We start from the raw sequence: 18,309 nt of genomic DNA on the forward strand, positions 1-18,309 counted from the left end.
AAGCATTGATATTTTCAATATGCAATAAAAAGGCATTTAAGAGAGAAACAACTGATGAATAAGGCTAACGACATTGCAGGAAGCAAAATTCAGGTACGTGATCTGAACTTCTATTACGGCAAATTTCACGCGTTGAAAAACATCACACTGGATATTGCGCAGAATAAGGTGACAGCCTTTATCGGCCCGTCGGGGTGCGGCAAGTCCACGTTACTGCGCACTTTCAACAAAATGTATGAACTGTATGGCGAACAGCGGGCAGAAGGCGAAATTATACTGGATGGCACCAATATCCTGACGGATAAACAAGATATCGCCCTACTGCGTGCCAAAGTCGGCATGGTGTTCCAAAAACCGACGCCATTCCCGATGTCCATTTATGACAATATCGCTTTTGGTGTGCGTCTGTTTGAAAAACTGCCAAGGGCTGAAATGGATGAACGCATCCAGTGGGCGCTGACAAAAGCCGCATTGTGGAATGAGACCAAAGACAAACTGCACCAGAGTGGTTATAGCCTTTCCGGTGGTCAGCAGCAGCGTTTATGCATTGCCCGTGGTATTGCGATACGTCCGGAAGTCTTGTTGTTGGATGAACCGTGCTCGGCACTTGACCCGATCTCCACCGGACGTATTGAAGAGTTAATCAGTGAATTGAAATCGGAATATACTGTGGTGATCGTCACCCATAACATGCAGCAGGCCGCGCGCTGTTCTGATCACACTGCATTTATGTACCTCGGAGAATTGATCGAGTTCAGTGACACAGACACGCTGTTCACCACACCCAGAAAGAAACAGACTGAAGATTATATTACAGGCCGTTACGGTTGATATGGGGCCATATAGCGTATGGACAATCTGAATCACAGCAAACACATTTCCGGCCAGTTCAATGCTGAACTGGAACATATTCGCACTGAATTAATGACAATGGGCGGGCTGGTGGAAGAACAGCTCAGTAAGGCAATTCTGGCGATGCACAATCAGGACGGGGAGCTGGCTCGGCAAGTCATCGAAGATGACCATAAAGTCAATATGATGGAAGTGATGATCGATGAAGCCTGCGTCCGTATCATCGCCAAGCGCCAGCCGACCGCGAGCGATTTGCGTCTGATTATGGTGATCTCCAAGACCATTGCAGAGTTGGAACGCATTGGCGATGTTGCGGATAAAATCTGCCAGACGGCGCTGGAAAAATTCTCGCAGCAGCAGCAGCCCTTGCTGGTCAGCCTGGAATCGTTGGGACGCCATGCTATCCAGATGCTGCACGATGTACTGGATGCCTTTGCCCGTATGGATCTGGAAGAAGCCATCCGCATCTACCATGAAGATAAAAAAGTCGATCAGGAATACGAAGGCATCGTCCGCCAGTTGATGACTTACATGATGGAAGATCCTCGCACCATCCCAAGCGTTATGACCGCACTTTTTTGTGCCCGCTCTATTGAGCGCATCGGGGATCGTTGTCAGAACATTTGTGAATTTATTTTCTATTACGTCAAAGGACAGGATTTCCGTCACGTTGGCGGTGATGAACTAGAAAAGCTGCTCACCAAAGACCAATGATCTTAACTGCCTGAAACGCGGGAATTTTATTCCGGCGTTTCAGGCTTTCTTATTCCTAAAGATGATAAACATATCATTTTATATTATTTCAAGTACTATATTGAAATTGATAGCTTTTGTCGGACAATAAATATTTTATTACCAACAGGGGTGTTCAATGAAATTTCGCAATCAATCCCGCGTAGCGGCTGTTGCGCTGCTGACCAGTCTGGCATTGGTTTCTGGTGTGGCGAAGGCAGATAAACTTGATGATATTAAAAAAGCCGGTACGGTACGGATTGCGGTATTCGACAGTAACCCACCGTTTGGTTTTATCGATCCGCAAACGAAAAAACTGGCGGGCTATGATGTGGACATCGCCAACGCGATCGCCAGTGATCTCGGTGTGAAACTGGAACTGCGTCCGACTAACCCAGCTAACCGTATTCCTCTGCTCTCTTCCAAGAAAATTGACTTAATTGCCGCTAATTTCACGATCACCGATGAGCGTGCCAAACAGGTCAATTTTTCCATCCCTTATTTTGCCACCGGACAGAAGTTCATTGCCCGCAAAGGTGTCCTGAAAACCCCGGATGATATCGCCAAGCTGCGTATTGGGGCAGATAAAGGCACCGTACAGGAAATCACTCTGCGTGAGCGTTATCCGACAGCAAAAGTCATCTCTTATGACGATACTCCCCTGGCATTTGCGGCCTTAAGGAATGGCAACGTTCAGGCGATCACGCAGGATGATGCGAAATTGGTTGGCTTGCTGGCAAACGTACCGGAAGCGCAAAAAGCGGATTTTGAAATCTCACCCTTCAGTATTACCCGTGAATATCAGGCTGTAGCCGCGACCAAAGGGGAAGATCGGTTGATTGATGTGGTTAACCAGACGCTGCTGAAACTGGAAAAAGAGGGTGAAGCGGAGAAAATTTACAATCGTTGGTTTGGCGCTGAGACTAAATCGGCTCAGCCGCGTGGTGATTTCAAATTCGCCCCATTAGACAGTCAGGCAAAACCTTAATCTACTTTAGGAAAATAACGCCTGAAACTAGCCCCGTTTTTGCGGGGCTTTGCTGTTTGTTTATGCGGTGAATGATATGTTTGAGCAATTTATTACCGAGCACTTACTGGCTCCTGAGTATCTGCGATGGCTCTGGCAGGGGTTCCTGATCACCTTATGGCTCTCTGCCTGCACCATCATTTCTTCGACCTTACTGGGTTTCATGATTACCGCAGCACGGGACAGCCAGATCAAACCGTTGCGTTGGCTGGTTACGGTTTACACCACGGTATTCCGCAATACACCCCTGTTGGTACAACTGTTTTTCTGGTATTTCGCCTCCGGCCAAATCTTACCGCAGGCCGCCATGATTTGGCTGAATACCTCTCATGAAATCCCCATTGCGGGTCTGACATTGGCATGGCCATCCTTCGAATTTCTGGCGGGGTTTATTGGCTTGACGCTCTATTCCGCGCCTTTTGTGGCTGAGGAACTGCGAGCAGGCATTCAGGGCGTCGGTCGTGGGCAAAAATACGCTGCCTATGCATTGGGGTTAACGGGCTGGCAGGCCATGCGCTATGTCGTGCTGCCGCAGGCATTGAAAATCGCCATGCCACCCCTGTTGGGGCAATACATGAATATTGTCAAAAATTCCTCATTGACGATGGCGATTGGTGTCGCAGAGCTTTCCTACGCTTCCCGTCAGGTGGAGACGCAATCACTGCAAACCTTTGAGGCGTTTGGTGTCGCGACAGTGCTTTATATTGCCATTATTGCGGTGATGGAAGGTTGGGGACAGTGGCGTCAACAGAGAGCACTGGCGAGGGGATACTGATATGGATTTTACCGTTATTACGGAAAACTGGCGCTACTTGTTGCTCGGCACCTTTCCTGATGGGCCGTTGGAAGGCGCGGCGCTAACCTTGGTGATCAGTATCATGGCAGGGGTGATTTCCATTGTCTTGGGTACGGTGGCAGGTATTGCGCTGGCGATGTTGCGAGGCTTCTGGGTTAACCTGCTCGCGGCAATATTGGGCTTCTTCCGTGCCATTCCCGTGATTATGCTGATTTTCTGGACTTACTTTCTGCTGCCGGTGGTGCTGGGAATGGAAATTCCCGAAATCACCACTGTGGTCTGCGCACTGGCGTTGATCACCTCCGCTTATCTGGCGCATGGCGTCAAAGCGGGCATTCTGGCGATTGGTGAAGGTCAATGGCGGGCAGGGTTATCGCTGGGTTTCAACCGTTGGGAAGTATTGTGGTATATCGTCTTGCCGCAGGCATTGAGAATGATGGTGCCGTCATTTATTAACCAATGGATTGCCTTAATTAAGGATACTTCATTGGCCTATATTGTGGGCGTGGCAGAATTATCATTTTTGGCAACACAGGTAAATAACCGTAGCATGGTATATCCGATGGAAGTCTTTTTATTTGTTGCGCTGGTTTATTTTGTCATGTGTTTATCACTGGAGCTCATTGCCAACTCTGTCGCCCGCCGTTTTTCGATACAACGGGAAAGAACAACACGTTTCGGTTTCTGGCGTAAAAAAGCATTGATAGTGGTTCCAAAAGTTAATATTTGAGCCTGGTCAGATATTTTGTGATTGTATTAATCCTTTGCTGTTAAGGCAGGGGATTTTTTTATGACAAGCTAAAAAAACTGTAGATTATACTGTTTACTCGTCTGATTTTTCCCTTAAAAAAGCCAAAAGTTTTATATATATGACTGTGTGATGTTTTGAAAGATAATAGGTGTTTTTTGATTCAAAACCTCTCTATAATGGTTAAATATGAATCAGGCTAATCATGGCAAAGGGTTAATAAAATATGGCAAATTCGATTTATGTGACAATTAAAGGAAAGCTTCAGGGGCTGATTTCTCAGGGATGTTCTACACTGGATTCTATTGGCAATAAATTCCAGTTAGGTCATGAAGATCAGATTTTTGTATTACAATTTAATCATGGCATTTCTCGTGCACAAAACGTTGCACATCAGCCTGTTAAATTTATTAAGCTTCTGGATAAATCGTCACCATTACTACTGATGGCAATTTCAAACAATGAAGAACTTGATCTCATGTTTGATTTTTACCGGACTTCGCAAGCGGGTGGGCAAGAACGCTATTACTCTGTCAATTTAAGAAACGCAAAGCTATTAAATGTTAATGTTCAATATCCACATTCTGTGAATCATAACGATCGGCAGCCAGAAGAGGTTGTTGCAGTTCAATATAAAGATATTGTTTGCCAACATCATATAGCGGGTACATCAGGGTATTGTGTTTGGGAAGAAACCGTTTATTAAGTCGTATAAATTATTTTAAAACTGTATACAATTAAATAATCATGAGTGGTGATTAAAATGCAATTTGACAGCCTTACATCACAATTAAGAAATGAATTTGATGAAAGTAAGCTACCAGATTTTCAGCATGCCAGAATGTTTGGTTCCATACATCATGGTGCTGACAATATCGATTTTCAGGTTATTGCTGATGCATTGGATTGCCACCGTGATTTTTATGGTGCCGGAATTATTTATTCAGATGGGTTATTTAAGCGTTATTTGGTCAGGCCATCAAAAAGACGTGGAAGCCCTGTTTCTTCTGAGTTAACACATATCATTGTCTTCAATCTTGAAGCAGGCAACGCCCCAGAAGTCGAGCTGACAAAAACGGTTTCTGAACCGAGTCTGGTGTGGGAAATTGGATCGACGGCGATTTCGTGTGGTGGAGCTGTGCTATCGGTATTAGGATTACTTGGTTCGGGAATAGCAGTACCATTTACAGGGGGAGTGAGTACCCCTTTAGCAATTTTAGCTTATGGTGGTATAGCAGCATCTGGCCTGCAATGTGTAAATGGAGGATATAGAATTTATCAACTGACAGGTGCAGGGAAGGAAGGGGTAGAGCATGTTGCTTGGTTAGACTCACAAAATTGGTATGTTACAACGACAACTCTATTGGATGTAATATCCCTTACTTCTGGGGCTGCCGTGCTAAAGGAGGCATATAAAACTTATAAGATAATGAAAGCGACGTCTCCCCGTCGTGCATCAGAATGGCTGAAAAAGATGCCGAGGCATGAGAGGAAACGGCTAACTGAAGAAATTATGCGACACAATAATCCAGGAATATCTAATCAAGCAATTAAAAATGCAATAGAACAGGGGCGGTACATTAAACGTTATCCTACAGAATCTATACAGAAGGCATTGCGGAACCATCTGAGAGACTCTCTCATCGCAACTAGTGGGTTTGTAGGTAGTGGAATGACAGGAACAATTAGGAATCCAGAAAATATATTAACGTCAGGTAATTATATGATTGGTTCTATTTTCTCTGTTGCTTACGAAAATCCTGTTAGTTATTTATCTGAACACTTTTGATTACTATATTGATTTCATTAATACATTGATTGTGGTAACGACTATATGAATATAAAATATTTTGTTTTAAACACAGAGTTTAAAAAACTCTTGGTTAAAACTAAGGATCTGGAAGCAAAAATACAGAATACTGATCCATTACTAGAAAATATTACTTTGAATGATCTTAGTTATAATAAATATTTTTCTTATCCTGGTCGGTTTAAAATAGGTTTTATAATATTTTTCATTACTATAGTTTATATGGCTTTTTTTTCAGGTGCAGCGGTAGCTATACCTAGTTTATTAATAGGAAATCCAAGTTATGAAATAAAAGCATTTTCTTTTATTTTGTCATTAATAATTAGTGCTTTTATTTCATTTTCTCATATTGGTCTTACTTTGAGTGGGTATTATTATGGTCCTGTTATCCAAAAATATACAAATACTGTTGTATTCTTTTTTAGTTTATCTATATCTTATTTGAGTGGAGTGTCTGACTCTGATTTTTTTTATTTTCTTTCTATAGCGTTATGTTGTTTTTTTATCAAATTAATATTGAATGGTGAATATTATTCTGGTTTTATATGGGCTAAAATGTGCGTCAGAGTTGAGCGTGTTATTTTTAATAATGAACTGGATAAGATAAAAGGATTTAATAAGAAGCAGTTAAGGGAGTATTCAAGGGTTATGAAATTGGAAAAGCGTAAAAAAATAAGAGATGGAAAAAGAAAAAAACAGGAAAATACAATATGAACTCGATATTAACTAATCACCATTTTCGTAAAATAATTAAATTGTATCAAAATATCGATAATAAAGCTAAAAATAATGATAGTTCATTAATTGATGATCCGAATTTTGTCAGACTCAAAGATCGAGTCGATATCAGACATTCCGCAGAAGCAAATATATTACTGGCATTATTCCCCATACTGATATTCGTTTCTTATGTGATATTAGTTACTGTATTTTATGGTTTTTATTTATCCTCTGATGCTGCGGGGTTCCGTCGTTCCGCCAGTATGTTTATTCTTTCGATAATCTTTCTATCGACATTTTATGGCTATAGAGGAAATCTTTTTGCTTTAAAAACCCTAAATATACTGAATACATTAAGCATTATCTCTGCAATTGCTATTCTTCTGCTTGATTACTTTATATATTATATGAACCATGAATGGTATTTGTTAACCATTGTATTTTTCAATTTTTTTTCAAATCGAGTCATTATTAACAGTTCGGTTTTTTCCCAAGCCATGACAGAAACTCTGTGGTTCAAAACCAAAAATTATGTTTTGAGAAGACAGCTTGTTGGGATAATCGAAGGCGATACTGATACTATCGAGTCTCAGAAGAACTCGCCGAAAACCCCTATTTTCAACATGTTTTGGCAATATAGTGTGCTAAATACCAACCTCAACACTACTCTCAAAGAAAGCGACAAGCTTAATCAAAGAGTGGAAAAGAACGATCGTACTTTGCTGGCCGAGAAAAGACTAAATAAATATCAGCATCTATTGAATTTCGGAGTATCGAAAAACGCGTTATTTATGACACTGTTTGCCATTATCTTACTGGCGAAAGCTTATGTCATGGCGATATTTATGTTGGCATCTGGTCTGGATAATGAAAATGGTATCCCCGTCGCGTTTTTCTCTGTGGTGGTTGCCGTGATATTCGTCAGTCTTTCTATCTTGCTGACACATCGAGGAATTTCATTGGGTTTCAAAATGTTAATTTTAGCTCGTTATCTCTTTATTGTTCTTTTGGCTTCGTTGATAGGTTTAAAATTCGTTACTGGCATACTGGATTACAGCAATGTCTCTTTGTGTATTATTGTCGTGAATTTCTTACTGGTATTCTTTATGTTAAATACCCAGTATTACAGTAATTATCTTAAGGAACTACATTGCTTTTTGGCATGGCATAAGATGAATGGGAAAAATAGCGAATAAAATAATGTCTGCCAATGAATCCCCACAAAATCATTATGTTATTTAACTCATTGATTATGCTTGCCGCAATCGTTTACTTTTTTTACCTTTTCAGGGTAACGATTTGAATAAGTTTCCTGTAGGATAGGTCGAAAACTTCGTTTTTTGGGAATAAATATTATATGAGCACACTCAATTCTGGCCCTGCAAATCAACAGGGTCTGCTTCAGCGCGTGTTTAAGTTAGAGGAACATGGCACGACGGTTCGTACCGAAATGATCGCCGGGTTTACAACCTTTCTGACTATGGTTTACATCGTCTTTGTCAATCCGCAAATTTTGGCGGTGGCGGGAATGGATATCAAAGCCGTATTTGTTACCACCTGCCTGATTGCCGCATTTGGCAGCATTATGATGGGGTTGATGACCAATCTTCCTGTTGCTGTTGCGCCTGCAATGGGGCTGAATGCGTTTTTCGCTTTTGTCGTCGTCGGGGCGATGGGGATTTCGTGGCAGGTCGCGATGGGGGCGATTTTCTGGGGTGCGGTAGGGTTGTTGATCCTCACCATTTTTCGCGTCCGTTATTGGATGATCGCCAATATCCCTTTGAGCCTGCGTGTCGGTATCACCAGCGGTATCGGGCTTTTTATCGCCATGATGGGGCTGAAAAATGCGGGCATTATCGTGCCAAATCCAGACACTATCGTCTCAATCGGCAATTTCGCTTCCCATAATGTCCTGCTGGGAACATTGGGCTTTTTTATCATTGCCATTTTGGCAGCGCGTAATTTTCATGCCGCCGTACTGGTCTCCATTGTCGTCACAACCGTCATCGGCCTGATGATGGGTTATGTGGAGTATCACGGTATTTTTGACCTGCCGCCAAGCGTGATGAGCGTTGTCGGAAATGTCGATGTCAAAGGTGCGTTGGATATCGCATTGTCCGGCGTGATTTTCTCTTTCATGCTGGTTAATTTGTTTGATTCTTCCGGTACGTTGATTGGTGTGACGGATAAAGCGGGTATTGCAGACAGTAGTGGTAAGTTTCCTCGCATGAAGCAGGCGCTGTATGTGGATAGCATCAGCTCGGTAGCGGGCTCTTATGTCGGAACGTCTTCGGTGACAGCCTATATCGAAAGCTCTTCTGGGGTTTCTGTTGGCGGGCGTACCGGGCTGACTGCTATTGTGGTGGGTATGCTGTTTCTGTTGGTGATGTTTGCTTCCCCGCTGGCTAGTATGGTTCCGGCGTATGCCACCGCGGGAGCGCTGGTTTATGTGGGGGTTTTGATGACATCGAGCCTGACACGGGTGACGTGGAATGATCTGACTGAATCCGTTCCCGCCTTTATCACTGCGGTCATGATGCCATTCAGTTTCTCTATTACAGAAGGTATCGCGCTGGGGTTTATCGCTTATTGCGCCATGAAACTGGGAACGGGGAAATGGCGTGAAATCAGTCCTTGCGTTATCGTCGTGACATTATTGTTTGTGCTGAAAATGGCGTTTGTCGATGCTCACTAAATAGCAGGGATGATAAGAAAAAGCCTGGTATTCACTACCAGGCTTTTTTTAGTTATCGTTACTGATTATTTTCAGGGGCAATGAAACCGATACAGACGGTTTCAGTTTTGGCACTCGGCTGTGGCTGGAAGGAGAATTCTTCCTTGTAGCTGATGACCAACACTGGCCATTGCTTGAGTGTAGACTGGAAGTTTTCTTGTTCGCAGCTCTTACCTTTCTCTCCCACCAATAACGCCCCCTCTTTCACAATATTGCTCTCTTTGATATGGCGATTATACACATTAGGGGGCTCGCCATTACCTAACTCCCAAGGCTGTATTGTCTCTGGGCGGTAATGACTGTAAAACGTCAGCCATTGATGCAGATATTCACCGCCAACATAATGTAATGGGGTCGGGTAAAGTTCATTCCAGCGCTGATCCAGTTGGCTGGCGAACGTTTTTATACCCGCGAACTTTTGCCCTGCACCACGGGCATTAGCTATCATCACACTGACATAGCCAACCCAAACCAATACCGCAAAGACTGCCAAACCCCGCAATGTATTTTTCAGGGGTTTGCGGGGGAGTACCGTCAGTGAACCGACGAGCAGCGCGGGTGCTACCGTCATAAATGGTTGTAGCCATTCGGTCATTCGCCCGCCCTGATTGAAGGAAAACCAGCCATAAATAATCAGCAGGGGCAGTAGGATAACGATATTGACCAGCGCATTGGATTGCTGTTTCGGCCAGCCAATCCGTCCGCCTGACAGGTAAATAATCGTACTAACGATAATCAGGGGATAGAACACGGAAAGTACCGCGCGCGTGGTATGCAGATTAAACCCTTGCTGAATCTGGGAATCTACCCATTTAAACGCGGCGAAGTCGTTCTGCACCAGCCACCAGCCGTTGGGCAATATCAGCATGAACCAGAGTGCGATAGCGAGATAAAACAGGGGCTCTCTATAGCTACGGCGCACTTTGGGTACGAACAGAGAGAGCAAAAAGACGGAGCCAATGATAGAAAGTGAAGAATATTTCCCCATTGTTGCCAGCCCTGTGGTGAGGGCGAATGCCAGCCACCATTTGGGATGATCGTCAATGGCCCGCAGGAAAAATAGCAGTGCCCACGGCCAGAGCATGACTAACAGATAATTATCATTATAAGGAATGATATCGAAGTTGATGATGCCGGACAGATTCAGTGTCAGCATGGCAAGCCACGCCAGTTCAACTTTACCTGTCAACCGGAAGGCTAATCGCCAGACACCCAGCATTCCGATGGCAATGGCAACAAAGTGGGTGAAATACCAGTAAAAACTGAAGGAAATTGTGCTGATGTGAATGGCAGGTAGCATCACTGTGCCCACCAGCCACGGATTTTTGGGTGAGCCCCACTCTCCATTCATCCCCCAATTCAAGGCTTCTACAGCATCATAAGGTACAGTGGGGTCGAGTGAGTAGCTTGCGATTACCCACAAAAGCGCATAGCCCGTGATCCAAAGAAACAACGGCATGCGATAAGACGAAGTATCAAAAAAACGCATAGCGGCAAATGATCATATTGATTGAGTTAAAGTTCCGTAGAATATTAGCTGAATTTTGAACAATTAGTGAATGACATTGGATGTTATAGGTGGTTTCTGTTAGATTCCGCGAAAAATATTCTGATTAAGCGAGTAGGGTCACAAGCTATGAACCAGTTAAAGAAAAAGTCACCAGCGAAATTTTCGGCTGGTAAGCAAAAAAGAAAAAGCCGCGAAGAGTTGAATGCTGAAGGGCGTGAGCGTAAACGCCAGAAAAAACACAGTGGTCACCCATCTGGCAACCGTAATCACGGTAATGACAGTAACAAGAATCGTTCTGGAGACAAGCCGGGGCAAGATCCGCGTATCGGCAGTAAGGTTCCGGTTCCTTTGATTATTGGCGAAAAAGTCGTGGTAAAACCGGTTGTGGAAAAACCGAAAGCCAGCCAGAAGCCGCGTCTGTCACCACAGGAAGAGCTGGCAATGCTGGAACAGGATGAGCATCTGGATGAGTTGCTGGTACGTCTTGAGAAGGGTGAAGAGCTATCTCAGGAAGAAAATGCTTATGTTGACGAGAAACTTGATCGTATTGATGAGTTGATGGAAGAGCTGGGCATTAATCTGGAAGAAGATGACAGCGAAGAAGAGAAGAAAGAAGATATCATGCAGTTGCTGAAGGGTAAGTAATCCCAGCATAAATTTGTCGCGATCATAAAGGTAGATTCATTCTGATAACCCTACTTATAACCACAGTATTAGTATGTTATTTATTGTGGTTATTGGGTAAACTATGGCAGCTATTGAGACGTAAAAATCGGTTGAGTCGTGCCATCGGAACACAGCGCTGCAATTCGGTAAAAGCGTTGCGTTTCGGGGAGCGAAAACAACGGAAGGAATAAGTATGTCAGAGCAAACCATTGTTTGGGATTTACCTTTGATCCAGAAATACAACTATTCAGGGCCTCGTTACACTTCATACCCAACAGCTTTGGAGTTTAACCAGCAGTACGATAATACTGCTTTTGCACAGGCCGCCGCGCGTTACCCCGATCGCCCACTTTCTCTCTATATTCATATTCCGTTTTGCCACAAGCTCTGTTATTTCTGTGGCTGCAATAAATTGGTCACTCGCCAGAAGCATAAGGCAGATGACTATCTGAATATTCTGGAAAAAGAAATCACGGCACGAGCCAGATTATTCTCCCAGCGGAAAGTCAGCCAAATGCATTGGGGTGGCGGGACGCCAACTTATCTCGATAAAACACAGATCAGCCGATTGATGTCGGTGCTGCGTAGCCACTTTGATTTTCTGCCGGAAGCCGAGCTTTCTATTGAAATTGATCCACGTGAGATCGAGCTGGATGTGATTAACCATCTGCACCATGAGGGTTTTAACCGCCTGAGCATGGGAGTACAGGATTTTAATAAGGAAGTGCAGCATCTGGTCAATCGTGAGCAGGATGAGGATTTTATCTTCGAACTGGTCAATCGCGCCCGCGAAACGGGTTTTACTTCTACCAGCATTGATTTGATTTATGGCCTGCCGAAGCAGACATCAGAGAGTTTTGCCTTTACATTGCAGCGGGTGCTGGCGTTGTCTCCTGATCGCCTGAGTGTGTTCAATTATGCTCACCTGCCGGACTTGTTTGCGGCGCAGCGTAAAATCAAGGAGCATGATTTACCAAGCGCAGAACAGAAGCTAGATATTTTGCAGGACACCATTGCTACCCTGACGGGCAATGGTTATCAGTTTATTGGAATGGATCACTTTGCCCGCCCTGATGATGAACTGGCGATTGCCCAGCGAGAAGGTGTTTTGCACCGCAATTTTCAGGGATACACCACTCAGGGAGAGTGTGACTTATTGGGCATGGGCGTTTCTGCCATCAGCATGTTGGGCGATAGTTATTCCCAGAACCAGAAAGATCTCAAAATCTACTACGCGGCGGTGGAAGAACAGGGTCATGCTTTGTGGCGTGGTTTAGTGCTGACACAGGATGACTGTATTCGCCGTGATGTGATCAAAGATCTTATCTGCAACTTTCGGCTGACTTTTGCGGATATCGAACAGCGTTATGGGCTGAATTTCGCCGACTATTTTGCCGAAGACCTGCAACTGTTGGCTCCGCTAGTGGAAGATGGGCTAGTAGATATCACGGAGAAGCAGATTCAGGTATTGCCAAAAGGACGTTTGTTGATCCGTAATGTCTGCATGTGCTTTGATAGCTACCTGCGTAATCAGATGCGTCGGCGGCAGTTTTCACGGGTGATATGAGGAATTATATTTATTGTCTTATTACTGCTGAGTCGAATTTTTGGCCTGATTCGTTATACTTCAGGTGACTCAATTAGATTAACATTTGCCAAAAAATTGGTTAAAGTTTGCCAAATATGATCGTGAAATTCTCTCTATGTTTGAGGGGAAAGATTAATCGTAATGCGTTACCTTTTAGATACTCATATTTTGCTGTGGTATTTTGCTGTGGTATTTTGCTGATCCTTCGAAACTGAAAAAAGAAGTCAATAATTTGCTGAGGAATACGGCCAATGAAATTTATTTCAGTGCTGTCAGTATTCAGGAAATAGCGATAAAAAGCAGGCTTGATAGGAATGATTATTCTTTTGAGCCAACAGTTATAGCGGATGTTGCACAAAATGAAGTGGGTTTTTTGCCACTGGTGGTAACGATAGAGCACTCTCTTAGCTATTACAAATTACCAAAGGTAAAGCACCGAGATCCTTTCGACCTTATGTTGGTAGCTCAAGCCAGATATGAAGGCATGATATTAATAACGAACGATGAAGCAATATTAACGCAATTCATTGATCTATCAGAATACTTACTCAGTAATAGATAGCGTCTATTACTGAGAGATTTTTACCTGAGAGCTGGATATTCTGGTTACCAAAGCTAATAATGTGAAACGGTCTGATTTGAGCCAGTAAATTAATAATTACTCGATCCCCAACTCCTTCAATTTCCGGGTAATCGTATTCCTTCCCCATCCCAGCAAACGTGCGGCTTCTTGTTTATGGCCGTTTGTATATTCCAACGCACAATTGAGTAAGGTACGCTCCAGCAACGGCAAAGCATCGGAAAGGAGATCAGTGCGTCCCTCTTTTAAGGCGTTCTGTGCCCACTCAGCCAATTGTCGCGGCCAGTGTTCAGGCAGTGCAGAACGGGAGGAGGGAAGATTGCCGATTTGTTCCGTTGTAGGGCTCTCAATCAGATCGGCAGGCAAATCCTGTACCAGCACTTCTTTGCTGGCTGCCATCACTGTCAGCCAGCGGCAGACATTCTCCAATTGGCGGACATTCCCCGACCATGACAGACGCATCAGGGCGATTTCGGTATCGGGATGCAGCACCTTGGCCTCAACGCCTAATTCTTTGGCAGTCTGTTGCAGAAAATGGTGGGCCAGACGGGGAATATCTTCCACGCGATCCCGCAAAGGGGGTAATTGAACACGAATCACATTCAGGCGATGGTAGAGATCTTCGCGGAACTTACCTTCCGTCACCCGCTGTTCAAGGTTCTGGTGGGTGGCGGCAATAATGCGCACATCAACTTTTACCGGTGCATAGCCACCCACCCGATAAAACTGCCCTTCCGCCAGAACTCGCAGTAAGCGAGTCTGGATATCCAGCGGCATATCGCCAATTTCATCTAGGAATAGCGAGCCGCCATTAGCTTGCTCGAAACGCCCGTGTCGGACTTGATTGGCGCCCGTAAAAGCGCCTTTTTCATGACCAAACAGTTCTGATTCAATCAAGTCTTTCGGGATCGCCGCCATATTCAAGGCAATAAAAGGGGATGAAGCTCGTGGGCTGTGGCGGTGCAGCGCGTGGGCGACCAACTCTTTTCCCGTTCCCGATTCACCATTGATTAAGACACTGATGGAGGAACGAGAAAGCCGGCCGATAATCCGGTATACCTCCTGCATGGAGGGGGCTTCCCCAATCATCTCAGAAACAGAGGCTGCTACTTGCGGATTGCGCGATGATTGATGTTGTTCGCGGTAATGACTCAATGCTCGCTCAACCAATGCGACAGTTTCATCAATATCGAAGGGTTTTGGCAGATAATCGAATGCGCCTTGTTGATAGGCACTGACGGCAGCATCCAGATCGGAATGGGCCGTCATGATAATGACGGGAAGCTGTGGATGGCTCTGTTTTATCTGATTAAGCAGATTCAGGCCATCCAAACCCGGCATGCGGATATCCGACAGCAGAACTTCTGGGCAGTCCTGTGAGAGTGCCGTCAGCACGGAATCGGCATTTTCAAAACTGATGCACTCCAGATCTGCGCCACTCAGCGCCCGTTCAAGTACCCAGCGGATAGAACTGTCATCATCAACGATCCAGACTTTTCCTCGTTGCATTATTCTCCCCTATTTCTTGCTCGGTTATTTCTTGATAGGCAGGTAAATGGAAAATTCCGTGTGACCCGGCCAACTGGTGAATTCGATTTTGCCAGCGTGTTGATCGATAAGGTTACGGGCGATGGATAACCCAAGTCCAGTTCCTCCTTCATGCCCACTGACCATGGGATAAAATAGCGTATCCTGAATGTTGGGAGGAATGCCCGGGCCGTTGTCTTCAATATCAATTCTGGCTACCAGACGATAGCGTTCACCATGTAAGGTGATTTGGAACGCGGTTCGGGTTCGCAGGGTGATCGTTCCGCCTTTCTCCCCCAAGGCCTGTAGTGCATTGCGGGTCATATTCAGTAAAACTTGTTCAATTTGATCAGGATAATGCGCCAGTTCTGGCAGGCTGGGATCATAATCCTTGATCAAAGTGACATTAGCGGGCATTTCCAGTGATACCAACTGATAGACTCGTTCAACCACATGGTGGATGCTCTGGCTGATCCGGGTTCCCGGATGCTGTGGCCCCAGCAATCGATCAACGAGGGCGCGCAGCCTGTCAGCCTGCTCAATAATCACTTGGGTATATTCCCGCAAGGCGGGATTGGGCAATGCTTTTGCGAGCAGTTGAGCCGCTCCCCGCAGCCCGCCAAGGGGATTTTTTATTTCATGCGCCAGCCCCCGAACCAATTCCCGCGCAGCCGCCTGCTGTGCCTGTTGTATCTGCTCTTGGCTTAAACGACGCTGGCTATCCATAGGAGCGAGTTCCAGCAGAATAAACTGTTCGGAAATGGGTTGGGCACTGAGCGACATCACATGAGAGTGATTATTGATCACCAATATCACTTCGTTATCGGTAAAACCATGACCCCTGATCAAACTGGAACGCATCAATTCTGTGTCCAGTGAGAGATAGCTGAATAGTACCGGAAGGGGAGTGCCGAATAATTTACGCGTACTTTGTGCCAGTAGTTGCATGGCGGAATGATTGGCATAGCGGATAATCAAATCGTTATCCAGTACCAAGACACTGTTAATCAGTGAGTCGAGTATGTGTTCTGCTTTGGGAAAATCAACCATCGTCATCCAACCTTTGCACTTTTTTGGTGCATTGTACCTTATTCAGACATAAATCGAGCAGTCTCTCCGTTCAGTCTGTGATTTGTTCATCAAGTGTCATCTGCCGTCGCAAACGTGCGGGAAAAGGACCCATCCGAAGATGGGCCAAAAGTTTCACGGCAACAAAAAAGGAAAGTTGTAATGCCATCAGGCATTACACACTGTAATACAGTTCAAATTCCAGCGGATGTGGCGTCATGCGTACGCGTTCGATTTCACCATGCAGTAATTTGATATAAGCATCAATGGCATCATCAGTGAAAACACCACCACGTGTCAGGAATTCCCGGTCTGCATCCAGAGCGGCTAACGCGTCATCCAGAGAAGAGGCTACGGTTGGGATCTCTTGAGCTTCTTCTGCTGGTAGGTCATAGAGATTTTTGTCCATCGCATCGCCAGGGTGGATTTTGTTGATGATGCCATCAAGACCTGCCATCAGCAGGGCAGAGAAGGACAGATAAGGGTTTGCGGCCGGATCAGGGAAACGCACTTCAATACGGCGGGCTTTGGCGCTTGCCACAACCGGAATGCGGATGGAAGCAGAGCGGTTACGGGCTGAGTAAGCCAGCATCACTGGTGCTTCAAAACCCGGTACCAGACGTTTGTACGAGTTGGTGGTTGGGTTGGTAAAGGCATTCAATGCACGGGCATGTTTGATTACGCCGCCGATGTAGTAAAGCGCCAGTTCGGACAGGCCACCATATTTATCACCTGCGAACAGGTTGGTGCCATTTTTGGACAGCGACATGTGGCAGTGCATACCAGAGCCGTTATCGCCTACCAGCGGTTTTGGCATAAACGTTGCGGTCTTACCGAATGAATGGGCCACATTGTGCACCACATATTTGTAAATCTGGGTTTCATCCGCTTTTTTGGTCATAGTATTAAAGCGGGTCGCGATTTCATTCTGGCCTGCGGTCGCCACTTCATGGTGGTGAGCTTCAACCACCAGCCCCATTTTTTCCATTGTCAGACACATGGCTGAACGCAGATCCTGAGAGGAGTCCACGGGAGGAACCGGAAAATAACCGCCTTTGATGCCCGGACGGTGGCCTTTGTTACCGCCTTCATAGCGTGTTCCACTGTTCCATGCGGCTTCAACATCATCAATATGGTAATAACTACCCGAAATGGAACTGCCGAAACGAATGTCATCGAACAGGAAAAACTCAGGCTCTGGCCCAAACAGGACCGTATCAGCAATATCGCTTGCACGCAGGAAATCTTCCGCACGTTTGGCAATAGAACGCGGATCACGGCTATAACCTTGCATGGTGCCGGGTTCCAGGATGTCACAGCGCAGGATCAGTGTGGCATCACCAAAGAAAGGATCTCGCATTGCGGTCGTTGGATCTGGCATTAACACCATGTCGGATTCATTGATCCCTTTCCAGCCACCGATAGATGAACCGTCAAACATTTTGCCATCTTCGAAGAAGTCTTCATCAATCTGGTGGGCAGGAATGGTGATATGTTGTTCTTTACCTTTGGTATCAGTAAAACGTAAGTCAATAAACTTCACCTGATGTTCTTCAATCATGGACAAAACATGTTCAACGGACATACTGAGTTCTCCTGGTTGACATCAGCCTGATAATACGGAGCAAGGAACATGCGGCGTTATCTAATGGGCTGATGATGTGTCTCTGTATAGGGTCAATGCTTATAAAATTGATACTTATGAGTACTGCGAAAAGCGTGCCAACTTTTTAAAAGTCTTTAAGATCAGCAGATGAGTGGGTTGGTGGGTAAAAACCGAAGAGATCACAGTCAAGTTTTAAGTAAAATTGCACTAAGTTAGTGAAATTGGTGGGCAAAAAAACAAATTTGCACCATTATGGTGAAAAATAAGGGAAGTGCAGACCATTTTGACTGATGTGTGAGAGTATAAAATCTATGGTTACCTCCGTTTTTGCAATACTCATTTTGA

General features: G+C 44.9%; 17 protein-coding genes. 13 read left to right on the forward strand and 4 right to left on the reverse strand.

Annotation, left to right across the window (positions count from 1 at the left end):
• The first annotated feature begins 54 nt into the window (after positions 1-54).
• The 10 genes from pstB to PSI22_RS03350 all read left to right on the forward strand — a co-directional run bounded on the left by pstB (position 55) and on the right by PSI22_RS03350 (position 9,380).
• The gene (gene pstB, locus PSI22_RS03305) at positions 55-831 is read left to right on the forward strand and encodes a phosphate ABC transporter ATP-binding protein PstB (RefSeq protein ID WP_038207218.1); all 777 of its coding nucleotides are present in this window, start codon (positions 55-57) and stop codon (positions 829-831) included.
• An 18-nt stretch (positions 832-849) separates the two neighbouring features.
• On the forward strand, positions 850-1,566 hold the full coding sequence (gene phoU / locus PSI22_RS03310) for a phosphate signaling complex protein PhoU (protein ID WP_038223960.1): 717 nt from the start codon (positions 850-852) through the stop codon (positions 1,564-1,566).
• Between the two features lie 157 nt (positions 1,567-1,723).
• Positions 1,724-2,572: an ABC transporter substrate-binding protein gene (locus PSI22_RS03315; protein ID WP_273578584.1), complete on the forward strand. Its 849-nt coding sequence runs from the start codon at positions 1,724-1,726 to the stop codon at positions 2,570-2,572.
• Between the two features lie 76 nt (positions 2,573-2,648).
• A complete protein-coding gene (locus tag PSI22_RS03320; protein WP_273578585.1) occupies positions 2,649-3,386 on the forward strand; it encodes an amino acid ABC transporter permease in 738 nt (245 codons plus the stop codon).
• 1 nt (position 3,387) lies between these two features.
• Complete coding sequence (locus PSI22_RS03325) at positions 3,388-4,137, forward strand: amino acid ABC transporter permease (protein WP_038223956.1); 750 nt, start codon at positions 3,388-3,390, stop codon at positions 4,135-4,137.
• 244 nt (positions 4,138-4,381) lie between these two features.
• The gene (locus tag PSI22_RS03330) at positions 4,382-4,861 is read left to right on the forward strand and encodes an Hcp family type VI secretion system effector (RefSeq protein ID WP_038194713.1); all 480 of its coding nucleotides are present in this window, start codon (positions 4,382-4,384) and stop codon (positions 4,859-4,861) included.
• A 57-nt stretch (positions 4,862-4,918) separates the two neighbouring features.
• The gene (gene ssp4 / locus PSI22_RS03335) at positions 4,919-5,944 is read left to right on the forward strand and encodes an Ssp4 family T6SS effector (RefSeq protein ID WP_273578586.1); all 1,026 of its coding nucleotides are present in this window, start codon (positions 4,919-4,921) and stop codon (positions 5,942-5,944) included.
• A gap of 45 nt (positions 5,945-5,989) precedes the next feature.
• Complete coding sequence (locus tag PSI22_RS03340; protein ID WP_273578587.1) at positions 5,990-6,679, forward strand: hypothetical protein; 690 nt, start codon at positions 5,990-5,992, stop codon at positions 6,677-6,679.
• Positions 6,676-7,881: a hypothetical protein gene (locus PSI22_RS03345; RefSeq protein WP_038194708.1), complete on the forward strand. Its 1,206-nt coding sequence runs from the start codon at positions 6,676-6,678 to the stop codon at positions 7,879-7,881. The genes PSI22_RS03340 and PSI22_RS03345 overlap by 4 nt, the downstream gene beginning before the upstream one ends.
• A 161-nt stretch (positions 7,882-8,042) precedes the next feature.
• Positions 8,043-9,380 carry an NCS2 family permease gene (locus PSI22_RS03350; protein ID WP_038206792.1) on the forward strand — a complete coding sequence of 446 codons (1,338 nt, stop codon included), beginning with the start codon at positions 8,043-8,045 and terminating at the stop codon, positions 9,378-9,380.
• Between the two features lie 58 nt (positions 9,381-9,438).
• On the opposite strand, the gene PSI22_RS03355 is transcribed toward PSI22_RS03350, so the two are convergent.
• On the reverse strand, positions 9,439-10,908 hold the full coding sequence (locus PSI22_RS03355; RefSeq protein ID WP_273578588.1) for a glycosyltransferase family 39 protein: 1,470 nt from the start codon (positions 10,906-10,908) through the stop codon (positions 9,439-9,441).
• 147 nt (positions 10,909-11,055) lie between these two features.
• Here PSI22_RS03355 and yihI point away from each other — a divergent pair, with 147 nt between their 5' ends.
• From yihI to PSI22_RS03370, 3 genes are all read left to right on the forward strand, one after another.
• Positions 11,056-11,574, forward strand: a complete 519-nt coding sequence (gene yihI, locus PSI22_RS03360; protein ID WP_038215326.1) for a Der GTPase-activating protein YihI — start codon at positions 11,056-11,058, stop codon at positions 11,572-11,574.
• Between the two features lie 214 nt (positions 11,575-11,788).
• Complete coding sequence (hemN, locus tag PSI22_RS03365) at positions 11,789-13,162, forward strand: oxygen-independent coproporphyrinogen III oxidase (protein ID WP_273578589.1); 1,374 nt, start codon at positions 11,789-11,791, stop codon at positions 13,160-13,162.
• Between the two features lie 202 nt (positions 13,163-13,364).
• Complete coding sequence (locus tag PSI22_RS03370; RefSeq protein WP_273578590.1) at positions 13,365-13,745, forward strand: type II toxin-antitoxin system VapC family toxin; 381 nt, start codon at positions 13,365-13,367, stop codon at positions 13,743-13,745.
• 96 nt (positions 13,746-13,841) lie between these two features.
• On the opposite strand, the gene glnG is transcribed toward PSI22_RS03370, so the two are convergent.
• From glnG to glnA, 3 genes are all read right to left on the reverse strand, one after another.
• On the reverse strand, positions 13,842-15,272 hold the full coding sequence (glnG, locus tag PSI22_RS03375) for a nitrogen regulation protein NR(I) (RefSeq protein WP_273578591.1): 1,431 nt from the start codon (positions 15,270-15,272) through the stop codon (positions 13,842-13,844).
• A gap of 24 nt (positions 15,273-15,296) precedes the next feature.
• Positions 15,297-16,340: a nitrogen regulation protein NR(II) gene (gene glnL, locus PSI22_RS03380; RefSeq protein WP_370688990.1), complete on the reverse strand. Its 1,044-nt coding sequence runs from the start codon at positions 16,338-16,340 to the stop codon at positions 15,297-15,299.
• 193 nt (positions 16,341-16,533) lie between these two features.
• Positions 16,534-17,943 (reverse strand): glutamate--ammonia ligase, encoded by a 1,410-nt coding sequence (gene glnA / locus PSI22_RS03385; protein WP_238125428.1) that lies wholly within the window; start codon positions 17,941-17,943, stop codon positions 16,534-16,536.
• Between the last annotated feature and the right edge of the window lie 366 nt (positions 17,944-18,309).

Source organism: Xenorhabdus aichiensis, from assembly GCF_028598775.1.
In the GTDB taxonomy this organism is placed as follows: domain Bacteria; phylum Pseudomonadota; class Gammaproteobacteria; order Enterobacterales; family Enterobacteriaceae; genus Xenorhabdus; species Xenorhabdus bovienii.